Origin of the sequence: Ancylobacter sp. SL191, from assembly GCF_026625645.1 — a bacterium.
Classification (GTDB): domain Bacteria; phylum Pseudomonadota; class Alphaproteobacteria; order Rhizobiales; family Xanthobacteraceae; genus Ancylobacter.
Genome location: NZ_CP113056.1, coordinates 4114395 through 4133374, shown reverse-complemented (window position 1 = coordinate 4133374; position 18980 = coordinate 4114395). Strand labels below are relative to the sequence as shown.

At 67.4% G+C, this 18980-nt stretch carries 13 protein-coding genes and 1 tRNA gene; 6 read left to right on the top strand and 8 right to left on the bottom strand.

From position 1 onward, the window contains the following. Positions 1-298: 298 nt before the first annotated feature. Together OU996_RS18890 and pbpC are read left to right on the top strand one after the other, a co-directional pair. Positions 299-5641: an alpha-2-macroglobulin family protein gene (locus OU996_RS18890; RefSeq protein ID WP_420712777.1), complete on the top strand. Its 5343-nt coding sequence runs from the start codon at positions 299-301 to the stop codon at positions 5639-5641. Next, entirely contained in the window at positions 5641-7773 is a 2133-nt protein-coding gene (pbpC, locus tag OU996_RS18885) for a penicillin-binding protein 1C (RefSeq protein WP_267583128.1), read from the top strand. The genes OU996_RS18890 and pbpC overlap by 1 nt, the downstream gene beginning before the upstream one ends. On the opposite strand, the gene OU996_RS18880 is transcribed toward pbpC, so the two are convergent. After that, entirely contained in the window at positions 7760-7963 is a 204-nt protein-coding gene (locus OU996_RS18880) for a DUF1127 domain-containing protein (protein ID WP_267583127.1), read from the bottom strand. The genes pbpC and OU996_RS18880 overlap by 14 nt on opposite strands. Positions 7964-8433: 470 nt before the next feature. Between OU996_RS18880 and OU996_RS18875 the strand changes: the two genes are divergently transcribed. Then, a tRNA-Gln gene (locus tag OU996_RS18875) sits at positions 8434-8507 on the top strand. 240 nt (positions 8508-8747) lie between these two features. Here the strand turns inward: OU996_RS18875 and OU996_RS18870 are convergent. The 6 genes from OU996_RS18870 to cyoA form a co-directional block, all read right to left on the bottom strand. After that, positions 8748-8990 (bottom strand): hypothetical protein, encoded by a 243-nt coding sequence (locus OU996_RS18870; protein ID WP_267583126.1) that lies wholly within the window; start codon positions 8988-8990, stop codon positions 8748-8750. A gap of 128 nt (positions 8991-9118) precedes the next feature. Then, positions 9119-9877, bottom strand: coding sequence for an SURF1 family protein (locus tag OU996_RS18865; RefSeq protein WP_420712652.1), 759 nt, complete (start codon positions 9875-9877; stop codon positions 9119-9121). Continuing rightward, positions 9874-10293 (bottom strand): cytochrome o ubiquinol oxidase subunit IV, encoded by a 420-nt coding sequence (gene cyoD / locus OU996_RS18860; protein ID WP_267585758.1) that lies wholly within the window; start codon positions 10291-10293, stop codon positions 9874-9876. Before cyoD ends, OU996_RS18865 begins: the two co-directional genes overlap by 4 nt. Further along, complete coding sequence (gene cyoC, locus OU996_RS18855) at positions 10271-10894, bottom strand: cytochrome o ubiquinol oxidase subunit III (protein WP_267583125.1); 624 nt, start codon at positions 10892-10894, stop codon at positions 10271-10273. Before cyoC ends, cyoD begins: the two co-directional genes overlap by 23 nt. After that, positions 10894-12903, bottom strand: a complete 2010-nt coding sequence (cyoB, locus tag OU996_RS18850) for a cytochrome o ubiquinol oxidase subunit I (RefSeq protein WP_267583124.1) — start codon at positions 12901-12903, stop codon at positions 10894-10896. Before cyoB ends, cyoC begins: the two co-directional genes overlap by 1 nt. Positions 12904-12910: 7 nt before the next feature. Next, positions 12911-14107 (bottom strand): ubiquinol oxidase subunit II, encoded by a 1197-nt coding sequence (cyoA, locus tag OU996_RS18845; protein ID WP_267583123.1) that lies wholly within the window; start codon positions 14105-14107, stop codon positions 12911-12913. A 198-nt stretch (positions 14108-14305) separates the two neighbouring features. Here cyoA and OU996_RS18840 point away from each other — a divergent pair, with 198 nt between their 5' ends. The 3 genes from OU996_RS18840 (at position 14306) to OU996_RS18830 (ending at position 17800) form a co-directional block, all read left to right on the top strand. Continuing rightward, a complete protein-coding gene (locus OU996_RS18840; protein WP_267583122.1) occupies positions 14306-15625 on the top strand; it encodes an MFS transporter in 1320 nt (439 codons plus the stop codon). Between the two features lie 172 nt (positions 15626-15797). Continuing rightward, complete coding sequence (locus OU996_RS18835; RefSeq protein ID WP_267583121.1) at positions 15798-17102, top strand: Ppx/GppA phosphatase family protein; 1305 nt, start codon at positions 15798-15800, stop codon at positions 17100-17102. A 2-nt stretch (positions 17103-17104) separates the two neighbouring features. Further along, positions 17105-17800 carry an RlmE family RNA methyltransferase gene (locus tag OU996_RS18830; protein WP_267583120.1) on the top strand — a complete coding sequence of 232 codons (696 nt, stop codon included), beginning with the start codon at positions 17105-17107 and terminating at the stop codon, positions 17798-17800. 1 nt (position 17801) lies between these two features. On the opposite strand, the gene OU996_RS18825 is transcribed toward OU996_RS18830, so the two are convergent. Next, on the bottom strand, positions 17802-18980 hold the full coding sequence (locus OU996_RS18825; RefSeq protein WP_267583119.1) for an HNH endonuclease: 1179 nt from the start codon (positions 18978-18980) through the stop codon (positions 17802-17804).

Genomic DNA, 18980 nt, shown 5'->3' with positions numbered 1-18980 from the left:
GTCCGGCCACGGTTGAATCGGAGCGTCTCCCGGCACGGCTGTGACGGCAGGCCCCCAAATGGATGTCGGCCCGTATACCTAAGCGCGGACGGCTATTCAATGGCAGCGGCGCGGCAATCCTCGGCTGTGTGACATCCGCGCCCGCCGCGCCGCGCGCGAAGGTTCCGTCCCGGACTGCCTCGCGTCGGTGGACGGGGGCGCGGCGAGGGGCCAACGAATGGCCGACGTCATGGCCCGGACGCGGATTTCGGCCTATCGTGACGTCACCCGCCGGGGCGGGATCTTTCGAGGTGGTGCTATGGGTGGCGTGCGGTTGGCTTTTTCCTCTCTCGGGCGCGCCGTCGCCGCGTCGTCGCTGGTTCTGGCGCTGATGCTCGCGCCGGCCGCGGCGCAGAACGCTCTCCCCGCGGCCAAGCCGGCAGCCACCTCTCCGGCCAAGCCCGCCGCGCAGACCGGCAAACCCTCCGCCACGGCCGCGGCCGCCGCCGCTGTGCAGGACGCGCTGCCCAAGACCTTCACCCGGCAGGATTTGGTCGAGGCGGCGCGCCGGCTCCAGGCGCTGCTCGACCGCGAGCGCGGGCCGCTGCCCAAGCCCGCCGCGCAGCTGCGCAAGGATGCCGATGCCGCGCTGGCGGCGGGCGATGCGCGCACCGCGACCGATATTTACGGTCAGCTCGCCCGCGCTGCCGGGACCGATTCCGGTGCCTGGCTGCGGCTCTCTCGCGCGCTGGCCCGCATCAAGCCGAATGACGATGAAAGCGGCGACGTGTTCCTGGAGCGGGCGCAGGGCGCGGCGTTCCTCGCTTATCGCAACGCCACGACCCGTGCCCAGCAGGCGGACGCGCTGTTCGCCATCGGCCATCTCTATGACCAGCGCCAGCTCTGGCGCGCGGCGCTCGACACGCTCACCCTCGCGCTGACCTACGCGAATGTTCCCGATCAGCGCGCCTTCTACGACAAGCTGCGCGCCGAACGCGGCTTCCGCATGCTCGACTACAGCGTCGATTCGGACGCGGCGAGCCCGCGCATCTGCGTGCAGTTCTCCGAGCCGCTGGCGAAGGCCACCGACTATGCCGCCTATGTCACGCTGAAGGGCCCGCAGGGCGTGGTCGACAAGCCGGCGGTGTCCTTCGCGGACAGCCAGCTCTGCGTCGAGGGCCTGAAGCATGGCGAGAGCTATGATGTCGGCCTGCGCCAGGGCCTGCCTTCCAGCATCGCGAGCGAGCCGCTGGCCGCCGCCGCCGACCTCACCATCTATGTGCGCGACCGCAAGCCGGGCGTGCGCTTCACCGGGCGCAACTATGTGCTCCCGCGCACCGGCCCGCGCGGCATTCCGCTGGTCAGCGTCAACACCTCCCTCGTCGGCGTCGAGCTGTATCGCATCGGCGACCGCAGCCTGATTCCCACCGCCATTGACGGCGAGTTCCGCCGCGATCTCGCGGGCTATGATCTGGAGCGGCTGAAATCCGGCCGTGCCGAACTCGTCTTCAAGGGCGAGCTGGAGACCGCGTCGCCACTCAATGAGGATGTCACCACCGCCTTCCCGGTGGACGAGGCCGCGCCGACGCTGGCACCCGGCGTCTATGTGCTCGCCGCCCGCCCGGCCGGTTCCGCCGCCGACCCGAGCGACGAATGGGGCACGCGGGCGACGCAGTGGTTCGTCGTCTCCGATCTCGGCATGACCGCGCTGTCGGGGTCCACCGGGCTCACCGTGATGGTGCGCGCGCTCGGCACCGCCCAGCCGCTGGCCGATGTCGAGCTGCGCCTTCTCGCCAAGTCGAACGAGGTGCTGGCGACCGCGACCACCGACGCCACCGGCGGCGCCGCCTTCGCGCCCGGCGTGATGCGGGGCACGGATGGTTTCGCCCCCGCCGTGCTCGTCGCCCGCGCCAAGGATGGCGATTACGCCTTCCTGTCGCTGGAGGATCAGGCCTTCGACCTCACCGATCGCGGCGTCGGCGGCCGGGCGGCGCCGGACAAGATGGACGCCTTCCTCACCACCGAGCGCGGCGTTTACCGTTCCGGCGAGGAGGTGCATCTCACCGCGCTGCTGCGTAACCCGCAGGTGGAGGCGGTGGCTGGCGTGCCGCTGACGCTCATGCTCAAGCGGCCCGATGGGGTCGAGGAGCGCCGTGTCGTCGCCGAGGATGCCGGCGCTGGCGGGCGCGCGGTCGCCTTCCCGCTGATGAGCGGCGCGATGACCGGGGTGTGGCGGATCGAGGCCTATGTCGACCCGCGCGGCAAGCCCGTGGGCGAGACGACGTTCCTGCTCGAGGACTATGTGCCCGAGCGCCTCGCGCTCGACCTCTCCAGCACCACGACCCGGATCGCGCCGAAGACGCCGGTGACGGTGGACGCCAGCGGGCGCTGGCTGTTCGGTCCGCCGGCCGCCGGGCTTGAGGTCGCCGGCGAGATCGAGGTGCGCGTCGCCAAGGAGCGCCCGAACCTGCCGGGCTGGCAGTTCGGCCGCCCCGATGACGGCTTCGCCCCGGTGCGCGCGGCGCTGCCGGACCTTGCCACCACCGATGCCGCCGGTAAGGCGCGGCTCTCTGCCCTGCTGCCGACGCTGCCGCCGACCGCCCGTCCGCTGGAGGCGGAAATCTTCGTCAGCCTTGAGGAAGGCGGCGGGCGCGCGGTGCGCCGCTCGCTGGTGATTCCGGTCGAGCCGGCGCCGTTGGCCCTGGGCGTGAAGCCGCTTTTCGGGCCGAGCGGGCCGGGCGAGAACGCCAATGCGAGCTTCGAGGTGCAGGCGTTTGATGCGGCGGGCGCCTCTGTGGCGAAACCCGGCGCGAGCTGGGCGCTCTACCGCATCGAGACCCGCTATCAATGGTATCGCCTCGGCGGCAGTTGGGATTTCGAGCCGGTGCAGTCGGTCGCCAAGGTGGCCGATGGCAAGCTCGATCTCGGCAGCGCGCCGGCGCGGCTCGACGTGCCGGTCGGCTGGGGCCGCTACCGTCTGGAAGTGAGCGATGGCAGCCTCGTCACCGCCGTGCCCTTCGAGGCCGGCTGGGGCGGCGGGGCGACCGCTGACGCACCGGACCGGCTGGAGGTCAGCCTCGACAAGAAGCAGTACGCCGCCGGCGAGACGCTCAAGGTGGACCTCGCCAGCCGCCATGCCGGCTCCGCCACGGTGCTGATCGTCGGCGACGGCGTGTTCGCCACGAAGACGCTGGACGTGCCGGCCGGCGCCAGCACGGTCGACTTCCCCGTCGCGGCGGGCTGGGGACCGGGTGCCTATGCGCTCGCTTTCCTGCACCGCCCGCTCGATGCGGCGGCGGGCCGCAATCCCGGCCGGGCCATCGGCCTTGCCTGGTTCGGCGTCGACCAGTCGGCGCGCCGGCTGGAGGTGAAGCTCGACGCCCCCACGCTGGTGCGGCCGGAGACGACGCTCTCGGTTCCCGTCACCATCGCCGGGGCCGGGAAAGGCGAAGCCTTCGTCACGCTGGCGCTGGTGGATGTCGGCATTCTCAACCTTACGCGCTTCGAGACGCCCGACCCGGACGGCTTCTATCTCGGCCAGCGCGCGCTCGGCACCGAGGTGCGCGACTTCTACGGCCAGCTGATCGACGGCATGCTCGGTTCGCGCGGCCGTCTGCGCGCCGGTGGCGATGCGATGGATGGCGGGCTGCAGGCCGAGCCGCCGACGCAGCCGCCGCTCGCTTTGTTCTCCGGCCCGGTGAAGCTGGACGCGGAAGGGCGCGGCACCATCGACTTCGCCATTCCGCCCTTTGACGGCACCGGCCGGCTCATGGCGGTGGCGTGGTCCGCGGCCGCCGTCGGCCACGCCTCGGCTGATGTCATCATCCGCGATCCCGTGGTGCTCACCGCGACGCTGCCGCGCTTCCTCGCCGCAGGCGACCGCTCGACGCTCAATCTCGCCTTGGCCAATGTCGATGGCGAGGCCGGCGACTATGCGCTCGATGTGGTGACGGAAGGCTCGATCGCCGTGCCGAGCGCGCCGAAGACCATCCCGCTCGCCAAGGGCGCGCGGCAGGCGTTCAATGTCGCGCTGAACGGCACCGGCATTGGCGAGGCGAAGCTCTCGCTGCGCCTCTCTGGCCCCGGCGGCCTCAGCATCACCCGCGACTACCGGCTGAATGTGCGCCCGGCCTATCCGGCGATCTCGCGCCGGACGGTGGAGGCCATCGCGCCCGGCGCCTCGCTGACGCTGAGCCGCGACCTCGTCGCCGATCTCGTGCCCGGCACGGGCGGCGTCACCGTCTTCGCCGGGCCCGACCCGGCGCTGGATGTGCCCGCTCTTCTCGGTGCGCTCGACCGCTACCCCTTCGCCTGCTCCGAACAGCTCACCAGCCGCGCCCTGCCGCTGCTCTATCTCAGCGATTTCGGCACGGCCGAGCGGTTCCGGCTGAAGGATCCGGCGGAAACCATCCGCGACGCCATCGCCCGGCTGATCGCCCGGCAGGGCTCGGACGGTTCCTTCGGCCTGTGGAGCGCCGGTGGCAACGATCTCTGGCTCGACGCCTATGTCAGCGACTTCCTCACCCGCGCCCGCGAAAAGGGCCACGCGGTGCCGGACCAGCCCTTCACCATGGCGCTCGACCGGCTGCGCAACGCGGTGGCCTATGCCAGCGAGGGCGCGACCGATGACGGCACCGCCTATGCCATCTATGTGCTCGCCCGCAATGGCCGCGCCCCGCTGGGCGATCTGCGCTATGTCGCGGATGCCAAGCTCGAGGATGTGCAGAGCCCGCTGGCGCGCGGCCAACTCGGGGCGGCGCTCGCCATGCTCGGCGACAAGACACGCGCCGAGCGGGTGTTCGGCGCGGCGCTGGAACTGCTGCCGGACGCGCCGGAGACGCTGACCTCCGGGCGGGCCGATTTCGGCTCGATCCTGCGCGACGCGGCGGGCGTGGCGACGCTGGCTTCGGAAGCTGGCTTCACCGGCACGGCGCGCACCGCGCGGTCCCGGCTCGCCACCGCCTTCGTCGATGCCGGGCCGACCTCCACGCAGGAAGACGCCTGGCTGCTGCTCGCCGCCCGTGCCGCGCGCGAGGGCAAGGGGTTGGCGGTGGAGGTCGATGGACGCCTCACCAGCGGCATCTATGAGCGCACGCTCACCCCGGCGGAGCTGGCGACGCCGATCAAGCTGACCAATCGCGGCACGGCGCCGCTCGATGTCGCGGTGTCCATCGACGGGCCGCCCGCGACCCCCGAGCCCGCCTCCGCCGAGGGTTTCGCGCTCACCCGCAGCTATTTCACGCTGGACGGCACGCCGGTGGACCCGGCCAAGGTGGCGCAGAACACCCGGCTCGTCGTGGTGCTGGAAGCGAGCGAGGATGAGGCGGCGCCGAGCCATGTGCTGCTGGTGGATTACCTGCCGGCCGGCTTCGAGATCGACAATCCGGCCCTCGCCGTGGGTGCCGACACCGGCGCGCTCGCTTGGATCGGCGAGACCTCGGAACCCGCCCATACTGAGTTCCGCGACGCCTTCTTCGCCGCCGCCTTCGACCTGACGCAGCAGGGGGAGGAGCCGCAGAGCCTGCGCGTCGCGTACATCGTGCGCGCCGTCTCGCCCGGCAGCTACGCCCACCCGCCGGCCATCGTCGAGGACATGTATCGGCCGGGCCGCTATGCCCGCACCGAGCCCGGCAAGGTCGAGGTGACGGGGGCGGCACGGTGATGAGGTGCGCCGTCCGACGTCGGCTGGCGCGCGGGGCGGGCATTGCCCTGCTCGGCGGGATACTGCTGTCGGGCGGCACCTATGCCTGGGTGGTCGGCGTGCGGGCGGCGGCGCTTCCGGTGTCCAGCATCGCGACCTCGGTGGAAGTGCTGGACCGCGAGGGGCGGCTCTTGCGCCCCTTCGCGCTGCCTGACGGGCGCTGGCGGCTTGCAGCGCAGGCGGGGGATGTCGACCGGCGCTATCTCGACATGCTCGTCGCCTATGAGGACCGGCGCTTCTACCAGCATGTCGGCGTCGATCCGCTGGCGCTCATCCGCGCCGCCGGGCAGATGCTGCTCGGCGGGCGCATCGTTTCCGGCGGCTCGACGCTGACCATGCAGGTCGCCCGGCTGATGGAGCCGCGCACCGAGCGCAGCCTTGCCGCCAAGTTCCGCCAGATGCGTCGCGCTATCGAGCTGGAAGCGCGGCTGTCGAAGCGCGAGATCCTCGCGCTCTATCTCGCCCTCGCGCCGTTCGGTGGCAATATCGAGGGCGTGCGCGCGGCGAGCCTCGCCTATTTCGGCAAGGAGCCGCGCCGGCTGACGCTGGCCGAGGCCGCGCTTCTGGTCGCGCTGCCGCAGGCGCCGGAAGCCCGTCGGCCGGACCGCAACGCCGCCGGCGCCGAGCGGGCGCGCGCGCAGGTGCTGGCGCGGCTGGAGGAGACGGGCCTTTACGGCGCGGCCGAGATCGCCTTCGCCCAGCGCGCGCCGATCGCCGCGCAGCGGCAGGCGATGCCCATGCTCGCCGCTCATGCGGCGGAGGCGGCACGCGCCGAGCGGTCCGCCCAGGCGCGCCATCGCCTCGCCATCGACGCGCCGACGCAGGCGCGGCTGGAGGAACTGGCCGGCGAGCGGCTGCGCACGCTCGGTCCCAAAGTCTCGCTGGCGCTGGTGATGGTGGACAATGCGAGCGGCGAGGTGCTGGCGCACGTGTCGGGCGGCGATCCGCTCGATGCGGGCCGCGCGGGCGCGGTGGACCTCACCCGCGCCATACGCTCGCCCGGCTCGACGCTGAAGCCCTTCATCTACGGCCTCGCCTTCGAGGATGGTGTTGCCCATCCCGATACGCTGATCGAGGACCGGCCGGTGCGCTTCGGCGCCTACCGGCCGCGCAATTTTGACCGCGACTATCAGGGTACGGTGCCGGTGCGCCAGGCGCTGCAGCTTTCGCTCAACGTGCCGGCTGTCGTGCTGCTGGAAGCGGTGGGGCCGCAGCGGCTCGCCGCCCGGCTCGGCTCGGTCGGCTTCGGCCTGCATCTGCCGGCGGGCGAGGTGGCGGGCCTCGCGGTCGGGCTCGGTGGTGTCGGCATGAGCCTTGAGGCGCTGGCCGGGCTCTATGCCGGCGTCGCCAATGGCGGCGCGCCGCACCATCTGCGCGCGCGGCTGGACGAGGGTGTGACGGGGGCGGGCGAGGCGCCGCGGCTGATGAGCGAGGTGGCCGCCTGGTATCTCGCCGACGCGCTCGCCGGCACGCCCGCGCCTAAGAATGAGCGGGCCGGGCGCATCGCCTTCAAGACCGGCACATCCTATGGCTATCGCGACGCCTGGGCGGTGGGGTTTGACGGGCGGCGCACCATCGCCGTCTGGGTCGGGCGGCCGGACGGTCAGCCCGTGCCCGGCATGATCGGCCGCGAGGCGGCGGCGCCGATCCTTTTCGAGGCCTTCTCCCGGCTGGTGAGCCAGCCCGCGCCGCTGCGGGGCGCGCCACGCGGGGCCATCGTCGCGCGAAACGCAGAGCTGCCGCCGCCGCTCCGGCATTTCGGCCGGAACGCGGGGCAGCTGGCATCAGCAGAGGGTCCAAGGATCGCCTTCCCGCCCGACGGCGCCTGGCTTGAGCGCGGGGAGGGGGAGGCGTTGCCGCTGAAGGTCAGCGGCGGCAGTGGCGGGCTCACCGTGCTGATCGACGGTGTGCCGGCGGTTCTCGCGGGAGGCGGACCAGCGGGCGCGGCGACCTATTTCTGGCAGCCGGCGGGCTCGGGATTCGTCCGTCTCACCGTCATGGACGCTGTGGGAGCTTCCGACAGCGTCATTCTGCGCATTCGCGGGCCGGAGGAGGCCTCAAGCCTTCCGGCCGGTCGTCTCAGCGGCCGTTGACGGCGACGCGGGCGATGTCGGCGCGGGTCAGGCCACGGCTGGCGAGAGCGGCGTCGGACAGGCGCGACAGGTTCTCATAGCGCTGGGCGATGCGGCGGCCTTCACCGACGGCCTCGAAGAAAGCAGCGACGCCTTCGAAGAAGCGCGAGAAATCCGGGGTGGTGCGGTGGGTCAGCGAAAAAGTGCTCATCTGAGCTCTCCATGTCTCTCAAGGCATTCTGTATGCCAGGGAATATAGACCGATTGGTGCGCCGCAAAAGTCATTATGCTGCATGACAGCACTGAGGTTCACGCATGGATAGGCGCAAGCTTTCGGCAAGGCTTTTCGGCCTCGGAGGGGAGAGGGGTGGCTAAACGACCCGATTAAGGTTCAATAATACCTTTGCACGCTGCTCCTATGCGCAATGCGCATCCTGCGCCTGCTTTTCAGTCATGCCTCAGGCGCGGGGCCTTTTCGGTGCTCCCAGCCGAGGAATGATGGAATGGGGGAGCAGACGGTGATCTTGCGCTCAGCAGTGGAAAGCGTGACGGCGGCGGCGAAAGGGGGGTAGACCGAGCCCGCAGGAGGCGCTATAGACCGCGCCACTGCCGCCGAGCCACGTTTCCCGCCGATGCGGGTTTCACCGGCCCGGCCCCGAAAAGCGCACCAAGGCGCTTCGGTGGGGGATAGTTTAACGGTAGAACTGCGGACTCTGACTCCGTTAGTCCTGGTTCGAATCCAGGTCCCCCAGCCACTCCAAGCTCCAGAGATATCAAGCGACTAGCTGCGCCCGCGGCGCGCAGCGTTGGTTTTGCTGCGGCGGCGTGCGTCTAGTCGCCGAAGCCGAACAGCACCACGACGCTCATGCCGATCATGGCGACAAGCCAAATCGCGCCGTAGATCAGGCGCGGGTCGATGCCGAAATCAAGCAGGGCGATCATGGCACGAGCCTACCTCATAGTCCCGGCGCTGGACAATGCCCGCCTCGCCTGCGTCACATCCGCATGAAGGCACTGCCGCGATAGGCGGGCAGGACGCGCAGAGCGAAGTCGACCAGCCGCTCCTCGTCCTTCTCGCCCTGGCTGGCGGCCTCGATCAGCGCGGCGGCGAGGCGGGTGCGGCGGTCCTGCGAATCGTCCTGCGGGCCGAACGTACCGGCCTCGCTTTCGGCGCGCGTCATGCAGCGGCTCAGCAGGGCGACGGTTTCCGGATCGAAACGGACGAAACGCGACGACATCATACACTCCACAGGGTCATTTGCGGCCCGGGGCAGATGTAGGCAGGGGACTCGGCGCGGCAAGATGCGCCACGCGTCCCCGCTCATCGTTTTTTCGTGTCCGACGTAAGTCGTTGAAAACAGGGTATTTAACGGCGGCGCCGGAGCCAGAGGGCGGCGGCGAGGCTCATGAGGGCGAGGCCGAACCAGGTGAGGGCGTAGACTAGGTGGTTGTTGGTGAAGCGCACCACGGTGAGGCCGCCGACGGGCGCGCCCTCCGGGCCCGGTGTCGCCTCGGCATCGACGAAATAGGGCGCGGCATCAACGAGTTGGCGGGCCTGCGCGATCGCGGCGACATCGCGCGAGTACCAGCGGTCGCCCGCCGGGTCATTGCGGCGCAGGAAACCGCCGCCGGGTTCGGAAAGACGAAGCAGACCAATGACTTGCGTCGTGCCGCCGATCTGCCCGGCTGATCGACTCGCGGGCTCGCGGCGCTCGGGCGGGACGAAGCCGCGATTGACCAGCACGGTCCGCCCGTCCGCCATCACCAGCGGCGTGAGCACCCAGAAGCCGCCGCCGAGCTCGGTGACGGCCTGCACCAAGGTCTCGCGATCATTGAGGAATTCGCCCTCAACCCGGACCCGGCGATAGGCGTCGTTCGGGGAGGCTGTGGCCGGCGCGGGGACGGGGGCGGCGTGGATGCGGGCGTCCACCTGGGCGATCAGGTCGAGCTTCCAGAACAAGCGCTGGACCTGCCAGATCCCGAGGCCGGTGAAGCCGCCAGTCAGGCCGATGAGGAGGACGATCAGGCCGATATGTGCAAGGCGGGAGCGATGAGGCGCCAGCGGCGCCCCATCCCTATCCGGGTCGTCCTCGGGCGCCCCGTGGGGCACCCGAGACTCGCTCACGGCATCTTCCTCATGTCGTGCATGCCCGGCATCATGTTGGTGTTGAGGTGGTACATCACCCACACCGAGCCGGAGAGCATGATCACCACGACGATCAGGGTGAACAGCAGCGAGAGCATGCTCCAGCCGCCCTCGATGCGGAAGTCCATGTGCAGGAAGTAGATCATGTGGACCACGATCTGCACCACCGCGAAGCCCATGATGACGAAGCCGGTCAGCGCCGCGCTGCCGAGCACGCCGCTCATCACCAGCCAGAACGGGATGGCGGTGAGGATGACCGACAGCACGAAGCCGGTGACATAGCTGCGCAGCGAGCCGTGGCTGCCTTCAGCGTGGTCATCGTGGCCGTGGCCGTGCGCGTCGCCGTGATGAGCGGGGAGGGGGTCGTCGCGCTCATCGCAGAACTCCCATGAGATAGACGAAGGTGAAGACGCCGATCCAGATGACGTCCAGAAAGTGCCAGAACATCGACAGGCACATCAGCCGGCGCTTATTGGCCGGGATCAGGCCGTGCTTGGTGACCTGCACCATCAGCGTGATCAGCCAGAGGCTGCCGAAGGTGACGTGCAGGCCGTGCGTGCCGACCAGGATGAAGAAGGCCGACAGGAAGGCGCTGCGCTGGGGCGTCGCGCCCTCTTCGATCAGGTGGTGGAACTCATAAAGCTCGATGCCGAGGAAGGCGAAGCCGAAGGCCAGCGTCACCACCAGCCAGAGCAGCGTCGCCTGCACCCGGTTCTTCTCCATCGTCAGCATGGCGAAGCCATAGGTGATGGAGGAGAACAGCAGCATCGCGGTGTTGAGCGCGACGAGGTTGAGGTCGAACAGGTCGCGCGGGCCGGGGCCCGCCGCGTAATTGCCGCCGAGCACCGCGAAGACCGCGAACAGCACGGCGAAGATGAGACAGTCGCTCATCAGATAGATCCAGAAGCCCAGCGCGGTGCTGTGGCCTTCCGGGTGCGGGTGCTCGTCGACCTCGTAGAAGACGGGCGTGTCGGTCGTGGTGGTTGCCGTGCTCATCACTTCGCCTGCGCGCCGAGCAGCCGGGTGCGCTCGTCCTCGGTACGGGTGACCTCGTCAGCGGGAATGTCGAAGTCGCGGTTGTAGTTGAAGGTGTGGTGGATGGCGGTGCCGAGCAGCGCCACGAAGGCCAGCGCCGCGAGCCACCAGATGTACCAGATCAGCGCGAAACCGAGCACGTAGCTGATACCGGCGAGGATCGGGCCGGTGCCGGTATAGCGGGGCATGTGGATCGGCTTGAAGCCGGTCAGCGGGCGCACATAGCCGCGCTGCTTCATGTCCCACCACGCGTCGAGGTCATGCACCACGGGGGTGAAGGCGAAGTTGTAGGCCGGCGGGGGCGAGGAGGTCGCCCATTCCAGCGTGCGCGCGTTCCACGGGTCGCCCGTGGTGTCGCGCAGTTCTTCGCGCTTCCAGATCGAGACGGCGATCTGCAGCAGGAAGGAGCCGATGCCGCAGGCGATGAGGAAGGCGCCGAAGGCCGCGATGATGAACCAGATGTGCAGCGACGGGTCGTCGAAGACGCGCAGGCGGCGGGTCACGCCCATCAGGCCGAGCACATAGAGCGGCATGAAGGCGAAGAAGAAGCCCACCACCCAGAACCAGAACGACACCTTGCCCCAGAACGGCGCCAGCCGGAAGCCGAACGCCTTGGGCCACCAGAAGGCGATGCCGGCGAACAGGCCGAACAGCACGCCGCCGATAATGACGTTGTGGAAATGCGCGATCAGGAACAGCGAGTTGTGCAGCACGAAGTCGGCCGGCGGCACCGCCAGCAGCACGCCCGTCATGCCGCCGATCACGAAGATCAGCATGAAGGCGATGGTGTACATCATCGGCAGCTCGAAGCGGATGCGGCCGCGGTACATCGTGAACAGCCAGTTGAACATCTTCGCGCCCGTGGGGATCGAGATGATCATCGTGGTGATGCCGAAGAAGGAGTTCACGCTGGCGCCCGAGCCCATCGTGAAGAAGTGGTGCAGCCACACCAGGTAGGACAGGATGGTGATGACGATGGTGGCGTAGACCATCGAGGTGTAGCCGAACAGCCGCTTGCCGGAGAAGGCCGAGGTGACCTCCGAGAAGATGCCGAAGGCCGGCAGGATCAGGATGTAGACCTCCGGGTGGCCCCAGATCCAGATCAGGTTCACGTACATCATCGGGTTGCCGCCGAGATCGGACGTGAAGAAGTTGGTGCCGATGTAGCGGTCGGCCGAGAGCAGCGCGAGAACGGCGGTCAGCACCGGGAAGGTGGCGACGATCAGCACGTTGGTGCACAGCGAGGTCCAGGTGAAGATCGGCATCTTCATCATGGTCATGCCGGGGCAGCGCATCTTCACGATGGTGCAGATGAGGTTGATGCCCGACAAGGTTGTGCCGACGCCGGCGATCTGCAGCGCCCAGATGTAATAATCCACGCCGACATAGGGGCTGTAGCCGATGCCCGACAGCGGGGGATAGGCGAGCCAGCCGGTCTGCGCGAACTCGCCGACGAACAGTGAGGTCATCACCAGCACCGCGCCCGACACCGTCATCCAGAACGAGAAATTGTTCAGGAAGGGGAAGGACACGTCACGCGCGCCGATCTGCAGCGGCACGACATAGTTCATGAAGCCCGTGACCATGGGCATGGCCACGAAGAAGATCATGATCACGCCATGGGCGGTGAAGACCTGGTCGTAATGGTGGGCGGGCAGGTAGCCTTCCGAACCGCCGAAAGCTAGCGCCTGCTGGAGGCGCATCATGATGGCGTCGGCGAAGCCGCGCAGCAGCATGATGATGCCCAGCACCATGTACATGATGCCGATCTTCTTGTGGTCCACGCTGGTGAACCACTCCTTCCAGAGATAGCCCCACAGCCGGAAATAGGTCAGCGCGCCCAGCACCGCGAGGCCGCCAATGGCCACCACGATGAAGGTCACGACCAGAATCGGCTCGTGATAGGGGATCGCCTGAAGGTTCAGGCGCCCCAGGAGGAAATTGGGCTCGATAAGCGGAGACTGGGTCATGGGCCGGTCAGGAGTTGGAGAGTCGGCGCGGACCGCGGACAAGCGCGTTCGGCGAGAGATCCGCCGGGCTCTCGCCCGAGGACAGCGACGGAAGGGGCAGGCCGACGCCCGTGACGGGGCGCGGATCCTTCAGCGGGGTGCGCGCGGGCACGGCGGTGAGCGGCAGCAGCGCGGCGAGTTCCTCCGGCGTGCAGACGCCGACCACATAGGTCGGGGCGCCGCCGAACACGGTGCCGCCACGGCTCGCCTTGGCGGTGACGACGGTGCGCGGCACGACATTGTTCACGCTGGCGAGGCCGAGGCCGCCGCGCGCGTCGAGCGCCATCATCTCGCTCTGGCACATCTTGCCGGGGTCGACGCACATGTTGAGGATGGCGTCGTAGAGATCGGCATCGACCGTGCCGAAATAGGTGACGGGCACCGCCTCGCTCGGCTTCTCGATGTCGAGATAGGCCTGGCGGTTGAGCGCGCCGGTGCTGGCCTTCGCCTTGGCGATCCAGCTCGCGAACGCCGCCTCGTCGGTCGCCTCGAAGCCGAAATGCATCTTGGAGAAGCCGGCGCCGCTGTAGTTCGCCGAGAAGCCGCGCGAGGTGACGGGGCTGTTGGCGACGGCGTGGAGCTGCGTCTGCATGCCCGGCATGGCGTAGATCATGCCCGCCAGCGTCGGCACGTAGAAGGCGTTCATCACCGCCGAGGAGGTGATCTTGAAATGGATCGGGCGATCAACCGGCACGGCCAGCTCGTTGATCGTGGCGATGCCCTGCTCGGGGTAGATGAACAGCCACTTCCAGTCGAGCGCGACGACCTGCACTTCCAGCGGCTTGGTCTCGGCCGGCACCACCGTATCGGCGGCGATCCGGTCCAGCGGGCGGTAGGGGTCGAGCAGATGCGTGCCCATCCAGGTGAGCGCGCCCAGGCAGATGATGATGAGCAGCGGTGCCGACCAGATCACCAGCTCCATCTGCGTGGAGTGGCTCCATTCGGGCTCATAGGTCGCCTTGGTATTCGAGGCCCGGTACTTCCAGGCGAAGAACACCGTCAGCGCCATCACCGGAATAATGATGAGCAGCATCAACAGCGTGGAGACCACCAGCAAATCACGCTGCTGCGCAGCGATATCGCCGGTGGGCGCCAGTACGACGAAATTGCAGCCGGCCAATGAGGCGGCCAGCGGCACCAGTGCTATGAGACGAAGCCAACGCAACGGAATGTAAACCTATGAAGTGGCCATTTGCGGCCCAATAGCTGCATCGCAGCAATTCCAATATCAAGCATAATGTGCAATGTCGAAGTGTCGCATCCCGGCTTTTCGGGAAGGATGATAACGGTGCCGTGCGATGGCGAAAGGCCGGACGTGGTGCCAGAGTATAAGTTAAATCTATTCAAGTTTCGGTGAAGATCTATGACGAGTCCGACCACCACGGTTGAGCAGGATGCCCGGCAGATCAATGCCCATGACGGTGAGGTTCGCCCCGGCGAGATCGCCGTCGGCGTCGTCATCGGCCGCGCGTCCGAGTTCTTCGACTTCTTCGTTTACGCCATCGCGTCTGTCGTGGTGTTCCCGAAGCTGGTCTTCCCCTTCGTCGACGCGCTCACCGGGACGATCTATTCCTTCGCGATCTTCGCGCTTGCGTTCATCGCGCGCCCGTTCGGCACCGCGCTGTTCATGACCATTGACCGCCGGCACGGCCGCGGCGCGAAGCTCGCGCTGGCGCTGTTCCTGCTGGGCACCTCGACGGTGCTGATCGCCTTCCTGCCGTCCTATGACACGATCGGCGCCTCGGTGATCTGGCTGCTGGCGGTGCTGCGCCTCGGCCAGGGTCTTGCCTGGGGCGGCACCTGGGACGGCCTCGCGCCGCTCCTCGCCATGCGCGCGCCGCAAGGGCGCACCGGCTGGTACGCCATGTTGCCGCAGCTCGGCGCGCCGATCGGTCTCATCATCGCCAGCGCGCTGTTCGCCTTCTTCCTCGGCAACCTCTCCGCCACCGACTTCTTCGAGTGGGGCTGGCGCTACCCGTTCTTCGTCGCCTTCGCGATCAATGTCGTCGCGCTGTTCGCCCGCCTGCGCATGGCGGTGACGCCGGAATATGTGAAGCTGTTCGAGAGCGGCGACCTTGAGCCGCAGAAGATCACCGAGACCATCCGCCTCGAGGGGCGCGGCATCCTCATCGGCGCCTTCGCCCCGCTGGCGACCTTCGCGCTGTTCCACATGGTCACCGTGTTCCCGCTCTCCTGGGTGTTCCTGTTCACCGAGGAAGCGCCGACGCGCTTCCTGCTGATCGAGGCGGTGGCGGCGTTCTTCGGCCTCGCGGCGGTGTTCGCCTCGGGCATGATCGCCGACAAGGTGGGCCGGCGCACGCTGCTCGGCGGCTCGGCGGTGGCGATCGCGGTGTTCTCCGGCTTCGCGCCGCAGCTCCTCGCCGGCGGCGTGGTGGGCGAGTCGCTCTATATGATCCTCGCCTTCATCCTGCTCGGCGTGTCCTTCGGCCAGTCCTCGGGCGTCGTCGCTTCGAATTTCCAGCGCAAGTACCGCTACACCGCCTCGGCGCTGACCAACGACCTCGCCTGGCTGTTCGGCGCGGGCTTCGCCCCGCTGGCGGCGCTGGTGATCTCCAGCCACTTCGGGTTGATCGCCTCGGGCGCCTATCTGCTCTCCGGCGCGGTCTGCACCCTGCTGGCGCTGCGCTTCAACCGCTCGCTCTCCATGGCCGCCTCCGGCTGATCCGGCCCGTCGGCCTCCTTATCTGACCCTCCCGGAGCGTTCCCCGGCGCCGGGCGGGCAGGAAGCCGTTTGCGCAAGCGCGGCCGAATGCTACATTTCACCTAACATGTGAACAGATGGCCGCTGCGCCGCCCTCGGCGCGCGTGCCGACGGCTTCGGCCGGGGAATCAAAATGGTCGACGAGACCCAGACGCAGGCCGGCCTCGCGCCGGCCGAGAGGTCGTCGCGCACCGATCCGCCATGCCCTGAGACCGGGCGCGGCGAGGCCGGGCGTGCGCGGCCGAACCTTGCCCCGGAAACGGGGCCCCGCCGTGACGACCACCGCCCGCGCGACGCGCATCGCGGCCGGGATGATCGTGGGCGCGATGAGGCACGCCCGCGCGCCGAGGGCGGCGGATCGCCCCGCCCGCATGGTGGTCCGCATGGTGGCCCTCACAGCCCGCATCACAGCTCCCATCACCGGCCGGGCGAGGGCCCGCGCGGGCGCTTCTCCGATTCCTGCTATGCCGCGCTCGATCTCGGCACCAACAACTGCCGCCTGCTGATCGCCCGGCCGACCGCCTCGGGCTTTCGCGTGGTCGATGCCTTCTCGCGCATCGTCCGGCTCGGCGAGGGGCTGATCGGCTCCGGCCGGCTGAGCGAGGCGGCGATGAGCCGCGCGGTCGACGCGCTCGCCGTCTGCGCCTCCAAGATCAACGCCCGCCGCATCGCCGGCGCCCGGCTGATCGCCACGGAAGCCTGCCGCTCGGCGGCCAATGGCGCGGAGTTCATCGCACGCGTCGCCCGCGAGACCGGGCTGGAGCTGGAGATCGTCGACCGCGAGACCGAGGCGCGCCTCGCCGCCGCCGGCTGCACGCCGCTGGTCGACACCCATGCCGATGGCGCCGTGCTGTTCGACATTGGCGGCGGCTCCACCGAGGTGGTCTGGCTCGACCGGCTGGAGACCTGCGACGGCGGCCCGCCCGCCGCCATCATCCGCGCCTGGGTGTCGGTGCCGCTCGGCGTCGTCACCGTGGCCGAGCGCCATGGCGGGGTGAAGGTCACGCCCGCCGATTTCGAGGCCATGGTGCAGGAATTCCGCCCGCATCTCGACGGCTTCGTCGCTGCCGTCGGCCCGCATAATTGCGGACGGCTGCATCTGCTCGGCACCTCCGGCACGGTGACCACCATCGCCGGCGTGCATCTCGATTTGCCGCGCTATGACCGCTCGCAGGTCGACGGCACCTGGCTCGGCGCCGAACAGGTGCGCGTGGTGGTGGACCGGCTGCTCGCCATGCCTTTCGCCGAGCGCGCGGCCAACCCGTGCATCGGCGTGGAGCGGGCCGACCTCGTTCTCGCCGGCTGTGCCATTCTCGAAGCGGTGCGCCGCGCCTTCCCTTGTGATCGCCTGCGCGTGGCCGACCGTGGCCTGCGCGAGGGCATTCTCGTCGAACTGATGCGTGCCGACGGCGTCTGGCGCGACAGCCCCGGAGCATAGACGTGATCGACAAGCCGACACCGGGCAAGGGGGGCGAGGCGCGCCCGCTGAAAGTGCGCCTCAAGAAGGCGCGCAAGCTCTCCTCCTCCTCGCAGAAATGGCTGCAGCGCCAGCTCAACGACCCCTATGTCGCGCGCGCCAAGCGCGAGGGCTGGCGCTCGCGCGCCGCCTTCAAGCTGATCGAGATCGACGACAAGGTGAAGATCCTCCGGCCGGGCATGCGGGTGGTGGACCTTGGCGCCGCGCCGGGCGGCTGGAGCCAGGTGGCGGCCAAGCGCATCGGGCTGGAGAACGGGCGCGGGCGCATCGTCGCCATCGACCTGTTGGAGATCGACCCCATTGCCGGCGTCGATTTCGCCCAGATGGACTTCCTCAAGGACGACGCGCCCGAGGCGCTGAAAGCCATGCTCGGCGGCCCGGCCGATCTCGTCATGTCCGACATGGCGGCCAACACCACCGGCCACCGCCCGACCGACCATCTGCGCATTGTCGGCCTGGTCGAACTCGCCATCGACTTCGCCCGCCAGGTGCTCGCCCCCGACGGCGCCTTCATCGCCAAGGTGTTTCAGGGCGGCACCGAAGGCACGCTGCTCACCGAACTGAAGCGCGACTTCACCCAGGTCCGCCACGTCAAACCTCAAGCCAGCCGCGCGGATTCCGCCGAGCTTTATGTGGTGGCGACGGGGTTCAGGGGGTGAGCTAATCGGTCGGTATTTCCCGTCGCAAAATCTGCGCTGCCATCGCTGCTGCGACTTTTCTCGTTACTTCGATGATATCGTCATTCGATGGAAGGTCACCCTCCTCGTATCCAAGCTTTTGAAAGTGGTGCTTCATCAAGTTTATATAGAAATTGTTTAGATTGGTTTCTTCGCACTGCTTCAGTAGCCTGTTAATATGGCTTATGGCTGCTTGCGCGTCTTCTGGGCTTTGTCCGTGCGAATGCCAAAACCAGTTATTTTCAATTTCTCCGTCATCTCCAGACGTTATGTCCCATATGTGATTTTCAAATGGGTTAGATATTAGCAGGCATGTTTTGTTTGGTGGAGCGTCGCTTTGTCGAAGTTTGAAGCCCCAGCCTACTGCCCCATAGAGTCGAAAGTAACCGTAAACCGTTCCCTCGCCATTGCTTCCGACCCAAATAAAATTCGGGTATGCTGAATATCGATAAGGAATTGATGGTGGTATTGGCCTTGCGTCTGCGCCAAATGACACTTCATCAAACCCGTATCCATCGTTTATGTACGCTCTGATGGAGTCATATTGATCTAATTGTAATTCTTCATTTCCTACGACTCGTGTCCATAGAACTAGACATGCCTTGGCCATCGCGCGCATAGCTGCTGATGATCCCAGATTTATCTCGCCTTTAACTATTGGAGCTGGCTGGAATGTAGTTTTGCGATCCTTTGCTATATCTTCTTCTATCGCGCTGATCACCTTTGGGTCCGGGCGACCCAGCTTTTTTGCGATAGCTGTCGCGGCGCCTCTGATAAAATTTTCTGCGTCCGCATCAGAATAGGCGCTTATACTAACCGTTACATCGTTATCGGTGACTGCTACGGATAATGGAGATTTTTGTTTGATACCTAAAGACATTCCCGGTCGGATATCAAAGCGATGTCCATCAGATACAAAATTCTTAATAGTTGGAGGATTTGATCCAGAGCCAGATTTGAATAAGCATGAATTTTTGACTAACTCGACAGATTTTGCGAGTTCTTGATCTGGACCAGAACCAAAATTGTTATTGCATTCGGGGCAGGTAGCGATCTTGGTTGTCGCTCGACCACCAAGTGCATCTAAAAGAATGTGCTCCGGCTTATTATCCGGCGGCAATTCTGCTTTGCAGAGAATGCATCTCAGAGTGGATACGGACAT